Below are 22,471 nucleotides of genomic sequence, written 5' to 3'. Positions count from 1 at the left end.
GGCGCGGTTGTCGCGCGAGGTTGGCGCTGCCTGAACGGGCGTCGGCATCAATGATTCTGCCAATAACGCGCGGCTGTGGCGATCCTGTGGCCCCCGGGTCAGGCGTGGGGATCAGGCGCGCTCACATCCCGTTCAATAGCTGTCTGTCTCCTGCGGTTCCATCAGGATTTCGCGTTTGCCGGCATGGTTGGCCGGGCCGACCAGGCCCTCCCGCTCCATGCGCTCGACCAGCGAGGCGGCGCGGTTATAGCCGATCTGCAGCCGGCGCTGGATATAGGAGGTGGAGCACTTGCGGTCGCGCATCACCACGGCCACCGCCTGGCTGTAGACGTCGCCGCCCTCCTCGCCCGACGAGCCGCCGAACGAGCCCTTGTCGAAAACCGCGCCATCCTCGCCGCTCTCGGCATCGAGATCGATGGTCACTTCGTCGAGATAGTCCGGCGCGCCCTGCGCCTTGAGGTGCTCGACCACGCGCTCGACCTCCTGATCGGAGACGAACGGGCCGTGGACGCGGGAGATCCGCCCGCCGCCGGCCATGTACAGCATGTCGCCCTGGCCGAGCAGCTGCTCCGCGCCCATCTCGCCGAGAATGGTCCGCGAGTCGATCTTCGAGGTCACCTGGAACGAGATGCGTGTCGGGAAATTCGCCTTGATCGTGCCGGTGATGACGTCCACGGAGGGACGCTGTGTCGCCATGATCAGGTGGATGCCGGCAGCGCGGGCCATCTGGGCGAGGCGCTGGATCGCGCCCTCGATATCCTTGCCGGCGACCATCATCAGGTCGGCCATCTCGTCGACCACCACCACGATATAGGGGATCGGCGAGAGGTCCATTTCCTCGCGCTCATAGATCGCCTCGCCGGTCTCGCGGTCGAAGCCGGTCTGCACGGTGCGCACGATGGTCTCGCCCTTGGCGCTGGCTTCGGCGATGCGGGCGTTGAAGCCGTCAATGTTGCGCACGCCGACCTTCGACATCTTCTTGTAGCGCTCCTCCATCTCGCGCACCGCCCATTTCAGCGCGACCACCGCCTTCTTGGGGTCGGTGACGACGGGCGTCAGCAGGTGGGGGATGCCGTCATAGACCGAGAGTTCCAGCATCTTGGGGTCGATCATGATCAGCCGGCACTGTTCCGGCCTGTGCCGGTACAGGAGGCTCAGGATCATGGTGTTGATGGCGACCGACTTGCCCGAGCCGGTGGTGCCCGCGACCAGCAGATGCGGCATGCGGGCGAGATCGACGATCACCGGCTCGCCGCCGATGGTCTTGCCGAGCGCGATGGCGAGCTTGTGCGCGGCCTCGCCGAAATCCTTGGCGGCGAGAATCTCGCGCAGCAGCACCTTGTCGCGCTTGGGGTTGGGCAACTCGATGCCAATGGCGTTCTTGCCGGGAATCACCGCGACGCGGGCCGAGATGGCGCTCATCGAGCGGGCGATGTCGTCGGCGAGGCCGATGACGCGGCTCGACTTGATGCCGGGCGCCGGCTCAAGCTCATAGAGCGTCACCACCGGGCCGGGCCGCGCGTTCACGATGGCGCCGCGCACGCCGAAATCGTCGAGCACGCCTTCGAGGTCGCGGGAGTTCTGCGCCAGTTCGTCCTTGGGGATCGAGGGTCCGCCGCGCGGCGGCGGCGGCGAAAGCAGGTCGAGCCCGGGCAGCATGTACCGCAGGCGCATTTCCTCCGCCCGGGCGCGCCCGCCCCGGATCGAGCGCAGCGCGGTGCGGCGGCCGGCGCGGGCCGGTGCGCGCTCCGGCTCCGGCTCGGGGAGCGGCTCGTCGAAATCCTCCGGCTCGTCGGCCTCGACGAAATCCATCGGCGCTTCGTCGCGCAGCCCGTCGGGATTGAAGTTCGGCTCCATCCGCGCGCCGGGACGCACCGACAGCGTATCGTCCTCGCCCGCGAACAGGCCGCGCAGCCGCGCCAGCAGGCCCGGAGAGGGCTCGTCACGATAGCGCAGCCGGCTGCGCGCGAGGCCGCGCCCCGGCATCAGCCGCGCCTTCAGCGACAGCACGCCATGGGTCAGCGCGCCGAGCGAGAGCAGGCTGAAGGCGCCGGGCTCGTCATCCTCATAGAAGCTCTCGTCGGATTCGTCGTCCGCCGCGGCGGGGTCCTTCAGCCCCATGCCGAAAGCGATCGGCAGGGTGAAGACGGTGCCCAGCAGGCACAGCGCGCCGATCACCGCGAAATCGAAGCTGCCGAGCCAGCTGGAGCGCAGCGCATCGGGCACGGCCAGCACGCCTTCGCCGAGCACGCCGCCAAGCCCGCTCGGCAGCGGCCAGGTGCCGATGCGCGGCAGGCAGGCGGCAAGACCCGCTGCGAACACGGTGCCGCCCGCCAGCGCCAGATAGCGCGCGCGCTTACGGTTCGGGCGGCGATGGGTGAGGATCAGCCAGCCCCAGGTGCCGAGTGCGAGCACCACCACCAGCGAGGCGACACCGAGAAGCTGCATCAGCAGATCGGCGATGGCCGCGCCGGGCAGGCCGAGCAGGTTCGCCGGCTGGGCGGCGCTGGAGCGCGACAGGCTGGGGTCTTCCGCCGACCAGCTCGCCAGCGCCACCAGCAGCAGGGCGGTGGCGCCGAGAAGCGCAAGGCCGATCATTTCCTGCGCCCGGCGGCCGAGCGCGCCCTTCAGTTCTTCCGGCAGGAAGCCGCCACGCCCGGCGCGCTTGCGCCGGACCGGGCCGGTGTCGGCTTGGCCGCGAACGCCCGTCTTGCCCTTGGCGCCCGGCCGGCCGGCCCGGCCGGTCGCCGCCTTGGCGGAGGAGCTTTTCACCATCGAGCCGGTTCCCATCGAGGCCGCGCGGGCCGCCTGACGCGGCGGCTGGCGCGCGAGATCGTCACGCGGGAATTGATCCCGCGCGATGTCGCGGAGCGTATCCTCATCCGCCTGTGCCGTCCGCCCCATCGCCTGGTACCACCCACCCATGGTCTCGCCCGTCCCGTTTGCGCCCGTTCAGGAAAGCCCGGCCACGAGGCGCGGCAGCGCCGCCTCGGTCGCGGCGAGGTCCTGCACCAGCGCGATGCGCAGATAGTCCCGTCCCGGATTGACGCCGTTCTCGTCGGTTCGGCAGAGATAGCCGCCGGGCACGGTGCGCAGCCCCTCGCGCTCCCAGAGCCGGCGCGCCGCCACCTCGCCACCGCCAAGCTGCGCCGTGGCCAGGCCGCCGACATCCAGCCAGGCGAAAAAGCCGCCATCCGGCCGCTCATAGCCGAACCGGCCCGCGAGGATGCGGTCGGCGGCGTCGAATTTGGCGCGGTAGAGCGCGCGGCTTTCGATCACATGCGCCTCGTCCTCCAGCGCGGCGATGCCGACATGCTGCAGCGGCTCGGGCACCTGTGGGGCCGCGACATTGCGGAAATCGGCGAAGGCCTCGATGAAGGCGGCATCCCCCGCGCAGAAGCCGCAGCGCAGGCCCGGCAGGCTGGAGCGCTTCGACAGCGAGTTGAAGGCGACGACGCCGCCAAAATCCGGGCCGGCCACTTCGAGGATGCCGGTCGGCGGCTCGTCGCCCAGCCAGATCTCGGAATAGCATTCGTCCGACAGGATCAGCACCTCATGGGCCCGGGCGAGCGCCACGAGGCGCTCCAGATAGGCGCGGGGTGCGATGGTGCCCTGCGGATTGGCCGGCGAGGCGAAATAGATCGCGACGGTGCGGTCCATCAGTTCCGGGGTCAGCGCGTCGAGGTCCGGCAGCCAGCCGCCGCTCGCCGGCAGCGGCAGCGGTACGCTCTCGCAGCCAGCGGCTTCCGCCCCCGCGCCATAGGCGGCGTAGAACGGGTTCGGCAGCAGGATCGCCGGCTGGCGCCCGGCGAGGGCGGCCTGCTTGGCGGGGGACAGCAGCCGTCGCGCCAGCAGCGCGGAAAAGAACAGCCCCTCGCGCGAGCCGTTGAGCACCAGCACCTCGCGCTCGGGGTCGACCGGGCGGGGGAGGGCGTAGCGCCGGCCGAGCCATTCGGCGGCGGCGGCGCGGAATTCGGGCAGGCCGCGGCCGGCCGGATAACGTCCGAAGCCATCGAGATGGGCGGCGAGCACCTTGCCGACGAAGCCCGGCATGGCATGGCGCGGTTCGCCGACCGCAAGGCTCAGCGGCGCCTTGCCGGGCGTCAGGTCGGCCAGCAGTTCGGTTAGCCGGATGAAGGGCGAGCGCGCGGCCGGCCCGGCATCGGCGAGCGAGGCGGGGGAACCGTTGGCGGCGGCGCTCTGAGTGGGCGTTTCGGGCACGAAGCAGGTCTCGCGGCAGGCCGCGCGGAGCGGCGGATGGGCGAGAATACCGGGCATGCGGTAAAGGCGCCCTTAACCATGGCGCCGTCGTGCCCCCGGCGCGCCCGGGTGCGGGCGGCTTTTCGCCGGGCGCGGACAAAAAAGAACCCCGGCGGTGAGGCCGGGGTTCGAAGGCGCGGGAGGTTGCGTCTCGACGTATCGAACACGCATGACGCCGGAACGGGACGGCGGCGCGGGAGTGCCGCGCCGCCGCGCAGGGATCAGCTGTGGTAGGCGCGCTCGCCGTGCTCGGTGATGTCGAGACCCTCGCGCTCCTTCTCCACCGACGGACGCAGGCCGATGATGATGTCGACGATCTTGTAGAGGATCGCCGAGACCACGCCGCACCACACGATGGTGATGGCGACCGCCTGGATCTGGATCCACACCTGCGAGCCCATCTCGTAGCCGTCGAGGCCGGGGCCGCCGAGGGCCGGGGAGACCACGATGCCGGTGCCGATGGCGCCGATGATGCCGCCGACGCCATGGACGCCGAACACATCGAGGCTGTCGTCATAGCCAAGCGAGTTCTTCACGGTGGTGACGAAGAAGAAGCAGACGATGGAGGCCACGAAGCCGAGCACGATCGCGCCGATCGGGCCGCAGAGGCCGGCGGCCGGGGTGATCGCGACCAGACCGGCGACCATGCCGGAAATCGCGCCGAGCATGGAGGGCTTGCCCTTGGCCAGCCATTCGATGAGCGACCAGCCGACGATGGCGCCAGCGGTGGCGACGAGGGTGTTCACCAGGGCGAGCGTGGTGCCGGCATTGGCTTCGAGGTTGGAGCCGGCGTTGAAGCCGAACCAGCCGACCCACAGGACGCTGGCGCCGACCATGGCGAAGGGCAGCGAGTGGGGAGGCATCAGTTCCTTGCCGTAGCCGGTGCGCTTGCCGACCAGGATGCAGCCGACGAGGCCCGCAATACCGGCATTGATGTGCACCACGGTGCCGCCGGCGAAGTCGAGCGCGCCGAGCGCGAACAGGTAGCCTTCCGAGAACCACACCATGTGGGCGATCGGGTAGTAGACGAAGGTCACCCAGAGAACGCAGAACAGCACGATCGCCGAGAACTTCATGCGCTCGGCGAAGGCGCCGATGATGAGGGCGGGGGTGATGGCCGAGAAGGTCATCTGGAACGCCATGAAGACGTATTCGGGGATCTTCACGCCTTCGGAGAAGGTGTCCGCCAGGCTGTCGGTGGTCACGCCGGCAAGGAACGCCTTGGAGAAGCCGCCGATGAAGGCGTTGCCTTCGGTGAAGGCGAGCGAGTAGCCGTAGAACACCCAGATCAGCATCATCACCGCGGCGATGACGGTGACCTGCATCAGGACCGACAGCATGTTCTTGGCGCGGACCAGGCCGCCGTAGAACAGGGCGAGGCCGGGAACGGTCATGAACAGCACGAGGATGGTCGAGACCATCATCCAGGTGACGTCGCCCTTGTCGACCGTGGCGACGACGGCAGCGGCTTCAGCGGTGGCCTCGGCGCCGGTCTGCGGCGCGTCCTGGGCGAAAGCGGCGGCTGCTACCAGCGCCGTCGTCGCCAGCACGGGAAGTCCCGTGCGCATCCAATTCTTGATCGTCATGGGTTTAATGCTCCGTCGCATTCGGAAAATGGCTGGTCTGTGGCGTTCGCTCAGAGGGCATCCGCGTCGGTCTCGCCGGTGCGGATGCGCACGGCCTGGTCGATCGCGTAGACGAAGATCTTGCCGTCGCCGATCTGGCCGGTCTTGGCCGAGGTGGAAATGGCGTCGATCACCTTCGCCACCTGATCGGAGGAGACGGCCACCTCGATCTTGAGCTTCGGCAGGAAGCTCACCGCGTATTCAGCGCCGCGGTAGATCTCGGTGTGGCCCTTCTGACGGCCGTATCCCTTGACCTCCGTAACGGTCAGTCCGTGCACACCGATGCCGGTGAGTGCATCCCGGACTTCCTCAAGCTTGAACGGCTTGATGATAGCCATGACGATCTTCATGGTTCCTGTCCCCGCTTGGCCCCGCTCCGCGACTGGTGCGGATGCCGGGCGTTTCATGTCGGACTCGGCCAGGCGGGATTTACCCTCTCCTTCGGACAAGCCGGGCACTGGGAATCAATTCGCGTGCCAACCGATACCGTTAAAGGCTTTTGGCGGTCTCGACCTGTTGAGAAGCGGCGTGGCGCGGGCGAATCCTTGTCATAAATGCGGCGGCGCCCGGCGCGGGAAGCTGCACAATTCTTGATCTGCGCGAATCTCGCGTGTCGATCGGGCGTAATAAAAAGGCATCATCTGCATAATAAACAGGCTACCCCTATTTAGGTAGGGCAACGGGGCGGATCAGCCCCTCCTGCGCCACCGACGCCACCAGCCGACCCTGCCGGTCATAGATCAGTCCGCGCGCCAGGCCGCGTGCCCCGCTCGCGCTCGGGCTGTCCTGCGCGTAGAGCAGCCAGTCGTCGGCGCGGAACGGGCGGTGGAGCCACAGCGCATGGTCGAGGCTGGCGGCCTGGATGCCCTCGCCGAGCACGCTGGTGCCGTGGACCACGGCGGTGGCCTCCAGCAGCGTCATGTCCGAGGCGTAGGCCAGCACCGCCCGGTGCAGCGTCTCGCCCTCCGGCAGCGCGCCATTGGCCCGGAACCACACCTCGCGGCGCGGCTCGTCGCGGCGGATGCCGAGGCCGACCGGGCGCAATTCGATCGGGCGCGGCCTCGTCCAGTAGTCGCGTGCCCGCTGCGGCAGCGTGGCGAGCATATGCTCGGGCAGGTTCTCGATCGAGGGCACCTCCTCGGGCGGCGGCACGCCGTCCGGCAGGGCGAGCTGGTGTTCCAGCCCCGGCTCCTCGCGGTGGAACGACACCGACATGATGAAGATCGGCCGGCCATGCTGGATCGCCACCACGCGGCGCGTGGCGAAGCTGCGCCCGTCGCGCACCCGCTCGACGTCATAAATGATCGGGATGCTGGGATCGCCGGCCAGCAGGAAATAGGCGTGCAGCGAATGGGCGAGCGTGCCCTCCACCGTGCGCTGCGCCGCCACCAGCGCCTGCGCCAGCACCTGCCCGCCGAAGACGCGGGTGCGGAACGGCCAGGATTCCGGCGGATTGATGCCGCGGAACAGATTGTCTTCCAGCGCTTCGAGATCGAGAAGCTGGATGAGTTCGGCGATGGTCGACATGGCGGCTCCCGGTACTGGCGGACAGGCTGGGCAGGACGAGACGGCGAAGCAGGTGGCGGCGAAGCATCCGGCGCAGCGCCGGGGGTGTGGACCTATCCGTAGCCCCGCGCATTGTCCCCCGCATCCAGCTAAGGCATATGTTGCAGTGCGCACAAGTTGCGGCGCGGCGCGAAACGGAGGGCGTCCGGCGATGGAACAGCAGACGACCGGCTCCCGGGATGATGGCGTCGGTGCGGCGCGCTTCGATGCGGTCGTCGCGGGCGGCGGGCTGGCCGGGCTCGCCCTTGCGCTCGCCCTGCGCCACGGCATGGGCGATGAGGCGCGCATCGCGGTCGCCGATCCGCATTTCGCCGCGTCCGATCCGCGCAGCGATGACATGCGCGCCTCCGCCTTCGCCGCCGGCGCGCGCCGGCTGCTGGAGACGGTCGGCGTGTGGGATGAGGTGGCGGGTGAGGCGCAGCCGATCCTTGCCATGGACATCACCGATTCCAAGCTCGGCGACGCCGCGCGCCCGGTGTTCCTGTCCTTCGAGGGCGAGGTCGAACCGGGCGAGCCTTTCGCGCATATGGTGCCGAACGCCCGGCTGCAGGACGCGATGCTGGCGGCCGTGCGTGCGCGCGACATCGCGCTGCTGCCGGCCGGCGTCGCCAGCTTCGAGGCCGGGCCGGGCAGCATGGCCCTGCGCCTCGCCGACGGGCTCGCGCTGAATGCCGCGGTGCTGGCGGCCTGCGACGGGGCGCGCTCGCGGCTGCGTTCGCTGGCCGGCATCGCCACGGTGGGCTGGCCCTATGGCCAGTCGGCCATCGTGATGACGGTGGGCCATGAGCGCGACCATGAGGGCCGCGCGATCGAGCATTTCCTGCCCGCCGGCCCGTTCGCCATGCTGCCGCTCACCGGCAATCGCTGCTCCATCGTGTGGACCGAGAGCACGGCGCAGGCGGAGCGGCTGCTCGCCCTTCCCCGCGCGCTGCTGCTGGACGAACTGGAGCAGCGCTTCGGGCTGGAGCTGGGGGCGATCGAGATTCTCGACGAGCCGCGCGCGTTCCCGCTCGGCTTCCAGATGGCGCGGCGTTTCATCGACGAGCGCTTCGCGCTGGTGGGCGATGCCGCCCACACCATCCACCCCATTGCCGGGCAGGGCATCAATATGGGGCTGCGCGACGTGGCGGCGCTGGCGGAGGTGTTGACCGACACCGCGCGGCTCGGCCTCGATATTGGCGGGCCGGACGTGCTGGAGCGCTACCAGCGCTGGCGCCGCTTCGACACGCTGGCCATGGGCATGGCGACCGATGGGCTGAATCGTCTCTTCGCCCCGCATTCCGACGTGGTGCGGCTGGTGCGCGATGTCGGGCTCGGGCTGGTGGAGCGCCTGCCGGCGCTGAAGAGCCATTTCATCCGCGACGCCGCCGGCCTCGGCGGGGTGGGTCTTGGCGGGCAGATACTCGGCGGGCAGGTCCCGAAGCTGCTGCGCGGCGAGGTGCTCTAGCCGACCCTCACGCCATGCGGACCTGCTGCGGGGGCGGCCCATCGGTGCGGGCTCAGTCCGGCATGCCGGCCGGCTGCTGCTGGGTGATGCAGTGAATATTGCCGCCGCCGAGCAGGATTTCGCGCGTCGGCAGCCCGATCACCGTCCGGTCCGGGAACAGCCCGGCGAGGATGGCGCGGGCTTCCTCGTCATGGGCGGGATCGAGGAACGGCATCAGCACCAGCCCGTTGCCGATGTAGAAATTCACATAGGAGCCGCCGAGCCGCTCGCCGAAATGCCGGCTCATCGTGCCGCCCGAATCGATCTCGATCGCTTCGTCCTCGCGGCGGAACAGCGGGCCGGGCAGCGGCAGCTTCACCACCTCGATGGCCCGCCCCCTAGCGTCCTTCGCCCGGGATAGCCGCTCATAGGCGTCGCGGGAGATGGCGTATTGCGGGTCTGCCGGGTCGTCGCACCAGGTGAGCGCCACCACGCCGGGGCGCACGAAACAGGCGATGTTGTCGATATGGCCGGAGGTCTCGTCATTGACGAGGCCGGCGCCGAGCCAGATCACGGTCGAGATGCCGAGATAATCCTTGAGGTGCTGCTCGATCTCGCCCCGGCTCAGCGCCGGGTTGCGGTTGGGGTTCAGCAGGCATTCCTCGGTAGTGAGCACAGTTCCCTCGCCGTCGACATGGATCGAGCCGCCCTCCAGCACCAGCGGGGCGCGGTAGCGCGGCGCGCGCTCGGTCTCAAGCACCTTGGCGGCCACCAGCTCGTCGCGGTCGAACGGCGCGTAGAGCCCGCCCCAGGCGTTGAATCCCCAGTCGACGCCGCGCACCCGGCCGCGCGAATCGGTGACGAAGCTCGGCCCGCTGTCGCGGCACCAGGCATCGTCGGTGCTGGCCTCGACCAGGCGAACGGCGGGAGGCAGCAGGGCGCGGGCCGTCGTCCATTGCCCGGCGGAGACCAGCATGGTCATCGGCTCGAAGCGGGCAATGGTGGCCGCGACCTCGGCGAAGGCGGCCTGTCCGGGAGTGCCGCCGGCGCGCCAGTTGTCGGCGCGCTCGGGCCAGATCATCCAGCAGCCGGCATGCGGCTCCCATTCGGCCGGCATGCGGAAGCCGTCGGCGGCGGGCAGGGTCTTGAGCGTCTCGGCCATGATCGATGTGTCTCTCGGCGCAGCGGCGTTCAGCGATAGCCGTCGAGGGTGAGCAGCGGTCCGTAAAGCTCCGGCCGGCGATCGCGGAACAGGCCCCAGCTCCGGCGCTGGTGGGCGATGGCGTCGAGGTCGAAGGTCGCGGTGAGCACCGTCTGTTCATCGCGGCCGGCCTCGGCAACCTTGGCGCCGGTGGCGTCGGCGATGAAGGACGAGCCGTAGAAGGTGATCGAGGTGCCGTTGCGACCCGGCTCGATGCCGATGCGGTTGGAGGCGACCAGCGGCATCAGGTTCGCCCCGGCATGGCCCTGCATCACCCGCTGCCAGTGGCCGGAGGAGTCGAGGCGCGGATCATGCGGCTCCGAGCCGATGGCGGTCGGAAAGAGCAGCACTTCTGCGCCCAGCAGCGCCATGGCGCGCGCCGTCTCGGGGAACCACTGGTCCCAGCAAATGCCGACCCCGATGCGCCCGGCCGCGGTGTCCCAGACCCGGAAACCGGTATCGCCGGGAGAGAAGTAGAACTTCTCGGAGTAGCCCGGACCATCGGGTATGTGGCTCTTGCGGTAAAGGCCGAGCAACTGCCCGTCGGCATCGATCATGGCGAGGCTGTTGAAGGCGGTCTGGCCCGATCGCTCGAAGAACGAGATCGGCAGCACCACGCCGAGTTCGCGCGCCAGAGCGGCGAAATGGGCGAGCAGCCGGTTGTCTTCCAACGGGGTCGACAGCGACAGCAACTCGTAATCCTGATCCTGGCAGAAATACGGGGTCTCGAACAGTTCCTGCAGCAGGATCAGCCCGGCCCCCCCTGCGGCGGCCTCGCGCACCAGCGATTCGGCACGGGCGATGTTGCCCTCGATATTCCAGTCGCAGGCCATCTGGGTGGCGGCAACGGTGAGGTTGCGCATCGGAATTCTTCCTTCGGAATGCGTCGGTGGGCGGGGAGGCCGGAGGGGGTCAGTTTACCGCGCGCAGCGGCTTTTCCAGCACGGCGAGCACGCGCGCAAGCTCGTGCCCGCGCTTGAGGATGAGGCCGGTCTGCGACACCACCGTGTAGGCGCCCTGGCGGCGCGCCAGACGCGGGTCCTTCTCGACACGGTAAATCGGCACCTCGGCGGCGCGCCGGAAGATCGAGAACACGGCGCGCTCGCGCGTGAAGTCTATGGCATAGTCGCGCCATTCACCGAGCGCGACCATGCGGCCGTAAAGGTTGAGGATGCAGTCGAGTTCACGCCGGTCGAAGGTGACGAGGTCGGCACGCTCGATCCGGGTGCCGGCCGGCAGACCTATGGGGTCGGTATCGGCCACACGGCTCCTCCTGGCTGGGACGTTGGGCATGATGCGCGATTGTCATGACCCGGTCATGATCGCGCCGCTGGCCTCAGGCTTCAAGCGCCTTGTGCGCCGATCCTCCGCCGATCCGCGCCGATCTGGCGTCGATCCCGCCGATCGGCGCCGCCTTACCGCTCACGGGCTCGTTAACGAAAAACACACGGCCGCCCAAATTCGGCCCTTGCGGCGCCCATGGCGGGGGCCATCTTCTTCACCATACACCGGGTCGGTTCGCGAGGCGCATCGGTTTCCCAGCCCCCCAGCCCCCCGCGGCGTTTTGTGGGCCGGCTCGGTGTAGCGCGTTAAGGTTCAATCCCCGAATTGGCCTCAGGGTCGGCAAGCTGCCGGCCCTATTTTTTTGCCCGCCGCAGCGCCGGGCAGAATGATCCCGGCAGGGGAATCCCCGAAGGCTTCAGGGCAGCGGCGTCAGTGCCGCGCCGACAATGGCGCCGGGCGCGGCCGAGGAGCCGTTCTGCACCAGCACGGCGGCGGCGTTGACGCCCTCGATCTGCAGCGCCGAGAGGGGAACCTCAAACCGGGCTTCCTCGCCCTTCCAGTCGCCGAGCTTGGTCCAGCCGCGCACCACATTGTGGTAGTCGACCTTGGCGCCCTCATTCTCGCCCCGGCCGATATCGACCTCCATCGCGCTGGCGACCGGGCACAGCCACACCTCGCCTGCGCCCGACCCCGCGCCGACCGATACCGCCAGCTTGCCGCCAGCGGTTTCGAGTTTCACCGGCACGGCAAGGTTGGGAACGTCGGCGATGGAGCGCTCCAGCCCCTCCTCGTCGGAACCGATAGCCATGGCATGGCCGTTCACGACCGCCTGCGGCGTGAACATCTTCCCGTCGCCGCGCAGCTTGGCATAGGCTTTCTGGCGCACGGAGTGGCCGTGCTTGGCCAGCGTGTCCTTCCAGCCGAGATAATCCCAGTAGTCCACGGCGAGGGTGAGGGCGATCACGTTCTGGCGGCTGGCGATCTTGCCGAGCAGCTTGTCCGCCGGCGGGCAGGAGGAGCAGCCCTGGCTGGTGAACAGCTCGATCACGGCCGCCGGCGCGGGGATGGCGCGTGGCGCCAGTTCGTCGGCCTGCGCGCCGGAGGCGCCCGTCACCATCCAGCCCACAAATGCCAGCAGCACGGCGAGCCCCGGCGATGCCGCGAGCGGCGCAGACAGGGGCGTGTTCTGGGTAGGGGAGCCGGCGGAGTGGAAAGCCAGGAAAGAAGCCATGTCGTGCACGTCGCCCTTCGGCGCATCCGGTAACGGAGGATGCGACTGAAGCCTTGTTGCCCGCCCGCAAGGCCGCGCCGCGCGGGACAGGAGAGGCCTCCATGAAAAGACAGAGCGCGCGCCGGGCTGCCCGGTGCGCGCTCTAGCCAATAGGACGACCGGCACGGCGGCACCAGTCACATTCGGGTGTCGCCGCCGCACGGAAAGGTGAAGCCGGAGACAGGCAGGACCGGCGCGACGAACCCCAAGGTCCCCGGCGCCGGCTCCAGCCGGTTCGGTCAGGCCGCGAGGTTGCGCAGGACGTATTGGAGGATGCCGCCGTTGCGGAAGTAATCCAGTTCGTCGAGTGTATCGATGCGGCAGGTGAGCGGAACGTCCTTCACCGTGCCGTCGGCGAACTCGACCTTGGCGATCAGCGTCTGGCGGGGCTTGAGGTCGCCCTCGATGCCCTTGATGGTGACAACCTCGTCACCCTTGATGCCGAGCGCCTGCCAGCTCTCCTCATTCTGGAACACCAGCGGCACGATGCCCATGCCGACCAGGTTCGAGCGGTGGATGCGCTCGAAGCTCTGGGCGATGACGGCGCGAATGCCGAGCAGCTTGGTGCCCTTGGCCGCCCAGTCGCGCGAGGAGCCGGTGCCGTATTCCTTGCCGGCGAAAACCACGGTCGGCACGCCTTCCTGCTTGTAGAGCATGGCGGCGTCGTAGATCGGCATTTCGGTGCCATCCGGCCAGTGCCGGGTGAGGCCGCCTTCCTTGCCGCCCAGCATCTGGTTCTTGATGCGGATATTGGCGAAGGTGCCGCGCATCATCACCTGATGGTTGCCGCGCCGCGTGCCGTACTGGTTGAAGTCGGCGGGGCGGACCTGATGATCGCGCAGATAGGCACCGGCCGGGCTCGCTTCCTTGATCGAGCCGGCGGGCGAGATGTGATCGGTGGTGATCGAATCGAGGAACAGGCCCATGACCCGCGCCTTGACGATGTCGGTCACCGGCTCGGGCGTCATCTCCATGCCCTCGAAATAGGGCGGGTTCTGCACATAGGTCGAGCGGTCGTCCCAGGCATAGGTCTCGCCGGTGGGAATGGCGATCTTCTGCCAGTTCTCGTCACCCTTGAACACGTCCGCATACTTCTCCTGGAACATCTTCTTGGTGACGTTCTCGCGGATGAAGGTCGCGATCTCCTGGTTCGAGGGCCAGATGTCCTTGAGATAGACCGGCTGGCCGTCCGAGCCGGTGCCGAGCGGCTCGGTGGTGAGGTCGATCTGCAGCGAGCCGGCCAGCGCATAGGCCACCACCAGCGGCGGGGAGGCGAGGTAGTTCGCCTTCACGTCGGGGTTCACGCGGCCTTCGAAGTTGCGGTTGCCGGAGATCACGGCGCCGGCCACGAGGTCGTTCTTGTTGATCGCCTCGGAAATCGGCTCGGGGAGCGGGCCGGAATTGCCGATGCAGGTGGTGCAGCCGAAGCCGACCAGGTTGAAGCCGACCGCGTCGAGGTCCTTCTGCAGGTCGGCGGCAGCGAGGTAGCCCTCGACCACCTGTGAGCCCGGTGCCAGCGAGGTCTTTACCCAAGGCTTGGAGGTCAGGCCCTTGGCGACCGCGTTGCGGGCGAGCAGGCCCGCGGCGATCAGCACGCTCGGGTTCGAGGTGTTGGTGCAGGAGGTGATGGCGGCAATCGTCACGTCGCCATGGCCGAGCGTGTAGTCGGTGCCTTCCACCGGCACCCGCTTGGCGGCTTCGCCCGGCTTCTTGAACTCACCTTCCAGCGCGGCGAGGAAGCCGTCCTTGGTGCCGGAGAGCAGCACGCGATCCTGCGGGCGCTTGGGGCCGGCGAGCGAGGGCAGCACGGTCGAGATGTCGAGTTCGAGGATGTCGGTGAACACCGGATCGGCGGTGCCGGCCTCGCGCCACATGCCCTGGGCCTTGGAATAGGCCTCGACCAGCGCGATGCGGTCGTCGGTGCGGCCGGTCTCGTCGAGATAGGCGATGGTCTCGTCGTCGACCGGGAAGAAGCCGCAGGTCGCGCCATATTCCGGCGCCATGTTGCCGATGGTCGCGCGGTCGGCGAGCGAGAGATGATCGAGGCCGGGGCCGAAGAACTCGACGAACTTGCCGACCACGCCCTTCTTGCGCAGCATCTGGGTGACGGTCAGCACCAGATCGGTGGCGGTGATGCCTTCATTGAGCTGGCCGGTGAGCTTGAAGCCGATCACTTCGGGGATGAGCATGGAGACCGGCTGGCCGAGCATGGCCGCCTCCGCCTCGATGCCGCCCACGCCCCAGCCCAGAACGCCGAGGCCGTTCACCATGGTGGTGTGGGAATCGGTGCCCACGCAGGTGTCGGGATAGGCGACGGTCACGCCGTCCTCTTCCTTCGTCCAGACGGTCTGGGCGAGGTATTCGAGGTTCACCTGGTGGCAGATGCCGGTACCGGGGGGCACGACACGGAAATTGTCGAAGGCCGACTGGCCCCACTTCAGGAAGCGGTAGCGCTCCTGGTTCTGCTTGTATTCCTCGTCGACGTTCTTGGCGAACGAGTCCGCGTGGCCGAAGAAATTCACGATCACCGAGTGGTCGATCACGAGGTCGACCGGCACCAGCGGGTTGATGCGCTTGGGGTCGCCGCCGAGATTGACCATGGCGTCGCGCATCGCTGCGAGATCGACCACCGCGGGAACGCCGGTGAAGTCCTGCATCAGCACGCGCGCCGGGCGGTAGGCGATCTCGTTCTCGACCTTGCCGCGGTTCACCAGCCAGTCCTTGATGAAGACGATGTCCTTCTTCGACACCGACCTGCCATCCTCGAAGCGCAACAGATTTTCCAGCAGCACCTTCATCGAGAAGGGCAGCGAGGAGACCCCGTCGAGGCCGTTCTTTTCGGCGTCCGGCAGGCTGTAATAGGTGTAGGTCTTGGAACCGACGGTGAGGGTTTTGCGGCTTTTGAAGCTGTCGAGCGACGTCACGGCGGGCTGGTCCTCGCGTTGAGGGAAGGGCGACGCACAACGCGGCTTGGACAGCAGGCGCCATCGCGGGCTATAGCTCGCGCGGCCCGGCCGCAGGGCAACGGCGCGTCGTTCAGTTTTCTATATAGAGCCATTTCAAACTCCGATCCTAGAGGGCTTGCGCGATGCATCGAAAAATTGTGCGCCGCCGCGTCGCCGGCGCCTCGCGGGAGGGCGCGCATGCGGCTGGCCGCTGAAGGACTATCGTGCCGCCGGGGCGCCCGGCTGCTGTTCGAGGGGCTGGATGTCTCGGTGCCGGCCGGCCATGCGCTGGTGGTCACCGGGCCCAACGGCACGGGCAAATCCTCGCTCCTGCGCATTCTCGCCGGACTGGCGGCGCCGGAGGCCGGGCAGGTCCGGCTGGAGGGCGTGGAGGAGCCGGAGCGCGTCGGCGGCCATGCCCATTATCTCGGCCATCTCGACGCGCACAAGCTCGCGCTGAGCGCCCAGGAGAACCTCGCCTTCTGGCGCGACATGCTGGGCCGACCGGGGCTTTCGGTCGACGAGGCGATGGAGGAGGTGGGGCTTGGCGGGCTCGGTGCGCTGCCCGCCGCCGTGCTCTCGGCCGGGCAGAAGCGGCGGCTGGCGCTGGCGCGGCTCTTGGTGGCTGATCGCCCGCTCTGGCTGCTGGACGAGCCGACCACGGCGTTGGACCGGCAGGCGCAGGCGAGTTTCTCCGCCCTCGCGCGCGCGCATCTGGAAACAGGGGGGCTGATGGTGGCGGCCACCCATGCCCCGCTCGACCTCACGCCCTCGTTCGAACTCGATCTCGGCGCGTTCCGGCCTCGCCGTCCGGCGGCGCTCGCTCCGGCGGAGGCGTCGTTCTGATGGGACGGGCGTTTCTGGCGTTGCTGAGGCGCGATCTCGCGCTGGCCCTGCGTGCCGGCGGCGGGGCCGGGCTCGGCGTGGTGTTCTTTCTCGCGGTTGTGGTGATCACGCCCTTCGCCATCGGCCCCGATCTCGCGCTGCTGGCGCGAATCGGCCCGGCGATCCTCTGGATCGGCGCGCTGCTCGCCTCGTTGATCGGACTGGACCGGCTGTTCGCCGCCGATGCCGAAGACGGCTCGCTCGACGTGATGGTGATGGCCGATCTGCCGCTGGAACTGATCGCGGGCGCCAAGGGGCTGGCGCACTGGATCGCCACCGGCCTGCCGCTGGTGGTCGCCGCGCCCGTGCTGTCGCTGCTGCTGAACCTGTCGCCAGCCTCGATTGGCGCGCTGACGCTGACGCTGCTGGTGGGAACGCCGGCCATCACGTTTCTCGGGCTGGTGGGGGCGGCGTTCGCGGCCGCGTTCCGGCGCGGCGGGCTGCTGGTGGCGGTGCTGGTGATGCCGCTGACGATTCCCGTGCTGATCTTCGCCGTGGCCGCGACCGGTACCGCGCTCGGCGGCACGGTGGCGTTCGGCACGCCGTTCCGTGTGCTGCTCGGGCTCTCGCTTGCCTGCATCGTGCTGGGCCCTGTGGCCGCCGCCGCCGCGTTGCGGGCAACCCGCGGCTGAAAACCGCGCGGGCGGTGCGCGCGAAGGACGCACGAGGCGTGGTCTCTGGCATACCAGGTGCAACAAAGCGCCGCAGGTCAGCGCAAAGCCTTGAAACCATTGCTGTGCAGCGCATTTCCGGCGTTGCGCCGCGGCTGCGCGCGCGCCGCGGGAGCGTTACGTCAATTCGCCCCCCTGAATCCCTCACGTCCTCGTGTTGCAGCATGCGGAAAGCCGTGTTAGGGAACCGCCGACTTGATTGGCGGGTGGGGCAAGTCCGTCTCCGGCCGTCAGTCTCAAATCCTTGTAAATCCGGGGTTCGGGCCGCATCATTCCGGTGGTGGCGGCCTCCCCGGAAAGCCCGAGAGAGGCACGGTGTCCGAGACGTTCGTATCCGGTGTGGCGGGGCGCTATGCGACGGCTCTTTTCGAGCTTGCGCGCGATGCCGGCGCCATCGACGCGGTGAAGTCGGACCTCGACAGGTTCGCCGCCCTTGTTGCCGAAAGCGACGACCTCAAGCGGCTGGTCCGCAGCGCGGTCTTCTCCTCCGAGGAGCAGGAGCGCGCGATCGTCGCCGTTCTCGACCGCGCGGGCATTTCCGGCCTCGCCGGCAATTTCTTCAAGACCGTGGCCGCCAATCGCCGCCTGTTCGCCGTGGAATCGATCATCCGCGGCTATGACGCGCTGGTTGCCGCGGATAAGGGCGAGGTCGTTGCCGACATCACGGTCGCCCAGCCGCTTTCCGACGCACATGCCGCCACGCTGAAGGAGGCCCTCGACCAGATGACCGGCAAGAGCGTGCAGCTCGCCGTCACGGTCGACCCTGCCCTGCTCGGCGGCCTCACGGTCAAGATCGGCAGCCGTCTGGTGGACGCCTCGCTCAAGACCAAGCTCAACTCGATCCGCACTGCGATGAAAGAGGTTCGCTGATGGATATCCGCGCTGCTGAAATTTCCGCGATCCTCAAGGAACAGATCAAGAATTTCGGCCAGGAGGCCGAAGTCTCCGAGGTGGGTCAGGTTCTCTCCGTCGGTGACGGCATCGCCCGCGTCTACGGCCTCGACAACGTCCAGGCCGGCGAGATGGTCGAGTTCGAGAACGGCACGCGCGGTATGGCGCTGAACCTCGAAATCGACAATGTCGGCGTCGTGATCTTCGGTTCCGATCGTGAGATCAAGGAAGGCCAGACCGTCAAGCGCACCGGCGCCATCGTCGACGTGCCGGTCGGCCGGGGTCTGCTGGGTCGCGTCGTCGACGCGCTCGGCAACCCGATCGACGGCAAGGGGCCGGTGATCTACGAAAAGCGTGCGCGCGTCGACGTGAAGGCGCCCGGCATCATTCCGCGCAAGTCGGTGCATGAGCCGATGCAGACCGGCCTCAAGGCGATCGACGCCCTGATCCCGGTGGGTCGTGGCCAGCGCGAGCTGATCATCGGCGACCGCCAGACCGGCAAGACCGCCGTCGCGCTGGACGCCATCCTGAACCAGAAGTCGATCAACGCCGGCACGGACGAGAAGGCCAAGCTTTACTGCGTCTACGTCGCGATCGGGCAGAAGCGTTCGACCGTCGCGCAGTTCGTGAAGGTGCTGGAAGAGCAGGGCGCGCTGGAATATTCCATCGTCGTCGCCGCCACCGCCTCCGACGCCGCGCCGATGCAGTTCCTCGCGCCGTTCTCCGGCACCGCGATGGGCGAGTATTTCCGTGACAACGGCATGCACGCGCTGATCATCCATGACGATCTGTCGAAGCAGGCCGTGGCCTACCGCCAGATGTCGCTGCTGCTGCGCCGCCCGCCGGGCCGCGAAGCCTATCCCGGCGACGTGTTCTATCTCCATTCGCGCCTGCTGGAGCGTGCAGCCAAGCTGAACGACGAGAACGGCGCCGGCTCGCTCACCGCTCTCCCGGTCATCGAGACCCAGGCCAACGACGTGTCGGCCTACATCCCGACCAACGTGATCTCGATCACCGACGGCCAGATCTTCCTTGAATCCGACCTGTTCTTCCAGGGCATCCGCCCGGCGGTGAACGTCGGTCTCTCGGTGTCGCGCGTCGGCTCATCGGCCCAGATCAAGGCGATGAAGCAGGTGGCCGGCAAGATCAAGGGCGAGCTCGCCCAGTATCGCGAACTGGCGGCCTTCGCCCAGTTCGGCTCCGACCTCGATGCCTCGACCCAGAAGCTGCTCAACCGCGGCGCCCGCCTGACCGAACTCCTGAAGCAGTCGCAGTTCGCGCCGCTGAAGGTCGAGGAGCAGGTCGTGGTGATCTATGCCGGCACCAATGGCTATCTCGACAGCCTGCCCCTGAACAAGGTGCGCGCCTTCGAGGAAGGGCTGCTGCTGTTCATCCGCACCAACCACGCCGACATTCTCGACACCATCCGCACCTCCAAGGAACTTTCCAAGGAGACCACCGCGAGCCTCGTCAAGGCGCTCGACGCCTTCGCGAAGACCTTCGCCTGAGTTGGGTCGCCGACAGGCACGGGAGTCGAGGGTAGATGGCCAGCCTTAAGGAACTGCGCAACCGGATCGCTTCGGTCAAGGCGACGCAGAAGATCACCAAGGCGATGCAGATGGTCGCCGCCGCCAAGCTGCGGCGCGCCCAGACCGCCGCCGAGGCCGCGCGTCCCTATGCGACCCGCATGGAGACGGTGCTCGGCAGCATCGCCTCCACGGTGTCGAGCGGGCCGGACGTGCCGCGCCTGCTCACCGGCACGGGTCAGGACCAGACCCATCTGCTCGTCGTGCTCACCGCCGAGCGCGGCCTGTGCGGCGCGTTCAATTCGTCGATCGTGCGGCTCGCTCGCGAGCGTGCGCTGTCGCTGATGAACCAGGGCAAGACGGTCAAGATCTTCTGCGTGGGCCGCAAGGGCTATGAGCCGCTGCGCCGCCAGTTCGAGAAGCAGATCGTCGAGCTGGTGGAACTGCGCGCCAACAAGGGCGTGACCTTTGCCGATGCCCAGGCCATCGCCGAGAAGATCATGGCGATGTTCAATGCCGGCGAGTTCGACGTCGCCACCCAGTTCTTCAGCCGCTTCCAGTCGGTGATCTCCCAGACCCCGACCGCCCAGCAGATCGTTCCCGCGACCTTCCCGGAGACGAAGGCCCCGGCGGGCGGCGGCACGGCGGTCTACGAATATGAGCCCAGCGAGGAGGACATCCTCGCCGAGCTGCTGCCGCGCAACCTCGCCGTGCAGATCTTCAAGGCGCTGCTCGAAAACGGCGCGTCCGAGCAGGGCGCGCGCATGAGCGCGATGGACAACGCCACCCGCAACGCGGGTGACATGATCAAGAAGCAGACGCTGGTCTATAACCGCACACGTCAGGCCCAGATCACCAAAGAACTGATCGAAATCATTTCCGGTGCCGAAGCGCTCTGACGGGCAGCGCGGTCAAGGACAAAGGACGCATGAAGATGGCGAACACGGACGGACGCATCACCCAGGTCATCGGCGCTGTTGTCGACGTGCAGTTCGACGGCCACCTGCCGGCAATTCTGAACGCACTGGAAACCACCAACCAGGGCAACCGCCTTGTGCTGGAAGTGGCGCAGCATCTCGGTGAGAACACCGTGCGCACCATCGCCATGGACTCGACCGAAGGTCTGGTCCGCGGCCATGTGGTCACCGATACCGGCGCCCCGATCATGGTGCCGGTGGGCGAGGCGACCCTCGGCCGCATCATGAACGTCATCGGCGAGCCGGTGGACGAGCTCGGCCCTGTGGTCGGCGAGATGACCCGCGCCATCCACCAGGATGCGCCGTCCTATGCCGACCAGTCGACGGAAGCCGAAATCCTCGTCACCGGCATCAAGGTGGTGGACCTGCTCGCTCCCTACTCCAAGGGCGGCAAGATCGGCCTGTTCGGCGGCGCCGGCGTCGGCAAGACCGTGCTGATCATGGAGCTGATCAACAACATCGCGAAGGCGCATGGCGGCTATTCCGTGTTCGCCGGCGTGGGCGAGCGTACCCGCGAGGGCAACGATCTCTACCATGAGATGATCGAGTCCAAGGTGAACGTCGATCCGCACGAGCACAACGGCTCGTCGGCCGGCTCCAAGTGCGCGCTCGTCTATGGCCAGATGAACGAGCCCCCGGGCGCCCGCGCCCGCGTTGCGCTGACCGGCCTCACCGTGGCCGAGCATTTCCGCGACCAGGGCCAGGACGTGCTGTTCTTCGTGGACAACATCTTCCGCTTCACCCAGGCCGGTTCGGAAGTGTCGGCGCTGCTGGGCCGCATCCCCTCGGCGGTGGGCTACCAGCCGACGCTCGCCACCGACATGGGCGCTCTGCAGGAGCGCATCACCACCACCACCAAGGGGTCGATCACCTCGGTGCAGGCGATTTACGTGCCGGCCGACGATCTGACCGATCCGGCTCCGGCCGCTTCCTTCGCCCATCTTGACGCGACCACCGTTCTGTCGCGCTCGATCGCGGAAAAGGGCATCTACCCGGCCGTGGACCCGCTCGACTCCACCTCGCGCATCCTGTCGCCCCTCGTCATCGGCGAGGAGCACTACAATGTGGCGCGTCAGGTGCAGCAGACGCTGCAGCGCTACAAGTCGCTGCAGGACATCATCGCGATCCTGGGCATGGACGAGCTCTCGGAAGAGGACAAGCTCACCGTCGCCCGCGCCCGCAAGATCGAGCGCTTCCTGTCCCAGCCCTTCCACGTTGCCGAAGTCTTCACCGGCTCGCCCGGCAAGCTCGTCGACCTCGCCGACACCATCAAGGGCTTCAAGGGCCTGGTGGAAGGCAAGTATGATCACCTCCCGGAGCAGGCCTTCTATATGGTCGGCACCATCGAAGAGGCGATCGAGAAGGGCAAGAAGATGGCTGCCGAAGCCGCGTGATCTTCCGCTGTCCGGGTGCCGCTTCGCGGTGCCCGGAGCCGGCCTTCGGGCCGACATGTTGAAGAACTGCGCGCGCTGACGCATCCCCTGGAGGATCCATGGCCAATTTCTCGTTTGAACTCGTCTCGCCGGAGCGCCTCGTCTATTCCGGCTCGGTGACCGAAGTCGTGGTCCCCGGTACCGAGGGCGAATTCGGCGTGCTGGCCGGTCATGCGCCCTTCGTCTCCACGCTGAAGCCCGGCGTGCTGACCATCAAGGGCGACGGCGCCCCTCGCAAGCTGTTCGTCAGTGGCGGCCTTGCGGAGGCAAACCCGGCCGGGCTCACCGTTCTGGCCGAGACCGCCGTGCCGCTCAGCGAGATGAACCCGGCGCGCCTGGCGCAGATGATCAAGGACGCGCAGGAAGACGTCGAGGACGCTCGCGACGACGCGGCTCGCCTGCGCCTGCAGGGCACGCTGGATTCGCTCCGGGCGGCGTCGGCGGCGATCGAGGCCGATGGCCGTACCAGCCACTGATATAGCGCCAGCCCCGTCTGACGGCGGCAGGGTAG

The 22,471-nt window shown here is 68.0% G+C and carries 18 protein-coding genes; 8 read left to right on the top strand and 10 right to left on the bottom strand.

What is annotated here, in order from left to right; all coding sequences use genetic code 11:
• Positions 1–132: 132 nt before the first annotated feature.
• From MKI84_RS16610 to MKI84_RS16590, 5 genes are all read right to left on the bottom strand, one after another.
• The gene (locus MKI84_RS16610; RefSeq protein ID WP_241621456.1) at positions 133–2,598 is read right to left on the bottom strand and encodes an FtsK/SpoIIIE family DNA translocase; all 2,466 of its coding nucleotides are present in this window, start codon (positions 2,596–2,598) and stop codon (positions 133–135) included.
• 354 nt (positions 2,599–2,952) lie between these two features.
• Positions 2,953–4,278 carry an aminotransferase class I/II-fold pyridoxal phosphate-dependent enzyme gene (locus MKI84_RS16605; RefSeq protein ID WP_241621365.1) on the bottom strand — a complete coding sequence of 442 codons (1,326 nt, stop codon included), beginning with the start codon at positions 4,276–4,278 and terminating at the stop codon, positions 2,953–2,955.
• 203 nt (positions 4,279–4,481) lie between these two features.
• Positions 4,482–5,846: an ammonium transporter gene (locus tag MKI84_RS16600; RefSeq protein WP_241621364.1), complete on the bottom strand. Its 1,365-nt coding sequence runs from the start codon at positions 5,844–5,846 to the stop codon at positions 4,482–4,484.
• 50 nt (positions 5,847–5,896) lie between these two features.
• Positions 5,897–6,235, bottom strand: coding sequence for a P-II family nitrogen regulator (locus MKI84_RS16595; RefSeq protein WP_214008024.1), 339 nt, complete (start codon positions 6,233–6,235; stop codon positions 5,897–5,899).
• A gap of 313 nt (positions 6,236–6,548) precedes the next feature.
• The gene (locus MKI84_RS16590) at positions 6,549–7,412 is read right to left on the bottom strand and encodes an acyl-CoA thioesterase (protein ID WP_241621363.1); all 864 of its coding nucleotides are present in this window, start codon (positions 7,410–7,412) and stop codon (positions 6,549–6,551) included.
• Between the two features lie 190 nt (positions 7,413–7,602).
• Here MKI84_RS16590 and MKI84_RS16585 point away from each other — a divergent pair, with 190 nt between their 5' ends.
• Positions 7,603–8,898: a ubiquinone biosynthesis hydroxylase gene (locus MKI84_RS16585; RefSeq protein WP_241621362.1), complete on the top strand. Its 1,296-nt coding sequence runs from the start codon at positions 7,603–7,605 to the stop codon at positions 8,896–8,898.
• 52 nt (positions 8,899–8,950) lie between these two features.
• Here MKI84_RS16585 and aguA read toward each other — a convergent pair whose 3' ends face one another.
• The 5 genes from aguA to acnA form a co-directional block, all read right to left on the bottom strand.
• Positions 8,951–10,039, bottom strand: a complete 1,089-nt coding sequence (gene aguA, locus MKI84_RS16580; RefSeq protein ID WP_241621361.1) for an agmatine deiminase — start codon at positions 10,037–10,039, stop codon at positions 8,951–8,953.
• 29 nt (positions 10,040–10,068) lie between these two features.
• Positions 10,069–10,941 carry an N-carbamoylputrescine amidase gene (gene aguB / locus MKI84_RS16575; protein ID WP_241621360.1) on the bottom strand — a complete coding sequence of 291 codons (873 nt, stop codon included), beginning with the start codon at positions 10,939–10,941 and terminating at the stop codon, positions 10,069–10,071.
• Positions 10,942–10,990: 49 nt separating this feature from the next.
• Entirely contained in the window at positions 10,991–11,341 is a 351-nt protein-coding gene (locus MKI84_RS16570; protein WP_241621359.1) for a DUF2794 domain-containing protein, read from the bottom strand.
• A 436-nt stretch (positions 11,342–11,777) separates the two neighbouring features.
• On the bottom strand, positions 11,778–12,593 hold the full coding sequence (locus tag MKI84_RS16565) for a DUF1223 domain-containing protein (protein WP_241621358.1): 816 nt from the start codon (positions 12,591–12,593) through the stop codon (positions 11,778–11,780).
• A 278-nt stretch (positions 12,594–12,871) separates the two neighbouring features.
• Positions 12,872–15,556: an aconitate hydratase AcnA gene (gene acnA, locus MKI84_RS16560; RefSeq protein WP_241621357.1), complete on the bottom strand. Its 2,685-nt coding sequence runs from the start codon at positions 15,554–15,556 to the stop codon at positions 12,872–12,874.
• 219 nt (positions 15,557–15,775) lie between these two features.
• On the opposite strand from acnA, the gene ccmA reads away from it, so the two are divergent.
• The 7 genes from ccmA (at position 15,776) to MKI84_RS16525 (ending at position 22,436) form a co-directional block, all read left to right on the top strand.
• The gene (ccmA, locus tag MKI84_RS16555; protein WP_241621356.1) at positions 15,776–16,423 is read left to right on the top strand and encodes a heme ABC exporter ATP-binding protein CcmA; all 648 of its coding nucleotides are present in this window, start codon (positions 15,776–15,778) and stop codon (positions 16,421–16,423) included.
• Complete coding sequence (gene ccmB / locus MKI84_RS16550) at positions 16,423–17,094, top strand: heme exporter protein CcmB (RefSeq protein WP_241621355.1); 672 nt, start codon at positions 16,423–16,425, stop codon at positions 17,092–17,094. Before ccmA ends, ccmB begins: the two co-directional genes overlap by 1 nt.
• A gap of 354 nt (positions 17,095–17,448) precedes the next feature.
• A complete protein-coding gene (locus tag MKI84_RS16545) occupies positions 17,449–18,003 on the top strand; it encodes a F0F1 ATP synthase subunit delta (protein WP_241621354.1) in 555 nt (184 codons plus the stop codon).
• Positions 18,003–19,532 carry a F0F1 ATP synthase subunit alpha gene (gene atpA / locus MKI84_RS16540; protein ID WP_241621353.1) on the top strand — a complete coding sequence of 510 codons (1,530 nt, stop codon included), beginning with the start codon at positions 18,003–18,005 and terminating at the stop codon, positions 19,530–19,532. Before MKI84_RS16545 ends, atpA begins: the two co-directional genes overlap by 1 nt.
• Positions 19,533–19,567: 35 nt before the next feature.
• On the top strand, positions 19,568–20,449 hold the full coding sequence (locus tag MKI84_RS16535; protein WP_241621352.1) for a F0F1 ATP synthase subunit gamma: 882 nt from the start codon (positions 19,568–19,570) through the stop codon (positions 20,447–20,449).
• A gap of 35 nt (positions 20,450–20,484) precedes the next feature.
• Complete coding sequence (gene atpD, locus MKI84_RS16530) at positions 20,485–21,921, top strand: F0F1 ATP synthase subunit beta (RefSeq protein WP_241621455.1); 1,437 nt, start codon at positions 20,485–20,487, stop codon at positions 21,919–21,921.
• Between the two features lie 98 nt (positions 21,922–22,019).
• Positions 22,020–22,436, top strand: a complete 417-nt coding sequence (locus MKI84_RS16525; protein WP_241621351.1) for a F0F1 ATP synthase subunit epsilon — start codon at positions 22,020–22,022, stop codon at positions 22,434–22,436.
• Positions 22,437–22,471 lie beyond the last annotated feature (35 nt).

Source organism: Ancylobacter gelatini (assembly GCF_022601675.1).
Taxonomy (GTDB): Bacteria; Pseudomonadota; Alphaproteobacteria; order Rhizobiales; family Xanthobacteraceae; genus Ancylobacter; species Ancylobacter gelatini.
The sequence above is the reverse complement of the archived record's forward strand: the minus strand, read 5'-3'. Positions and strand labels throughout refer to the sequence as shown.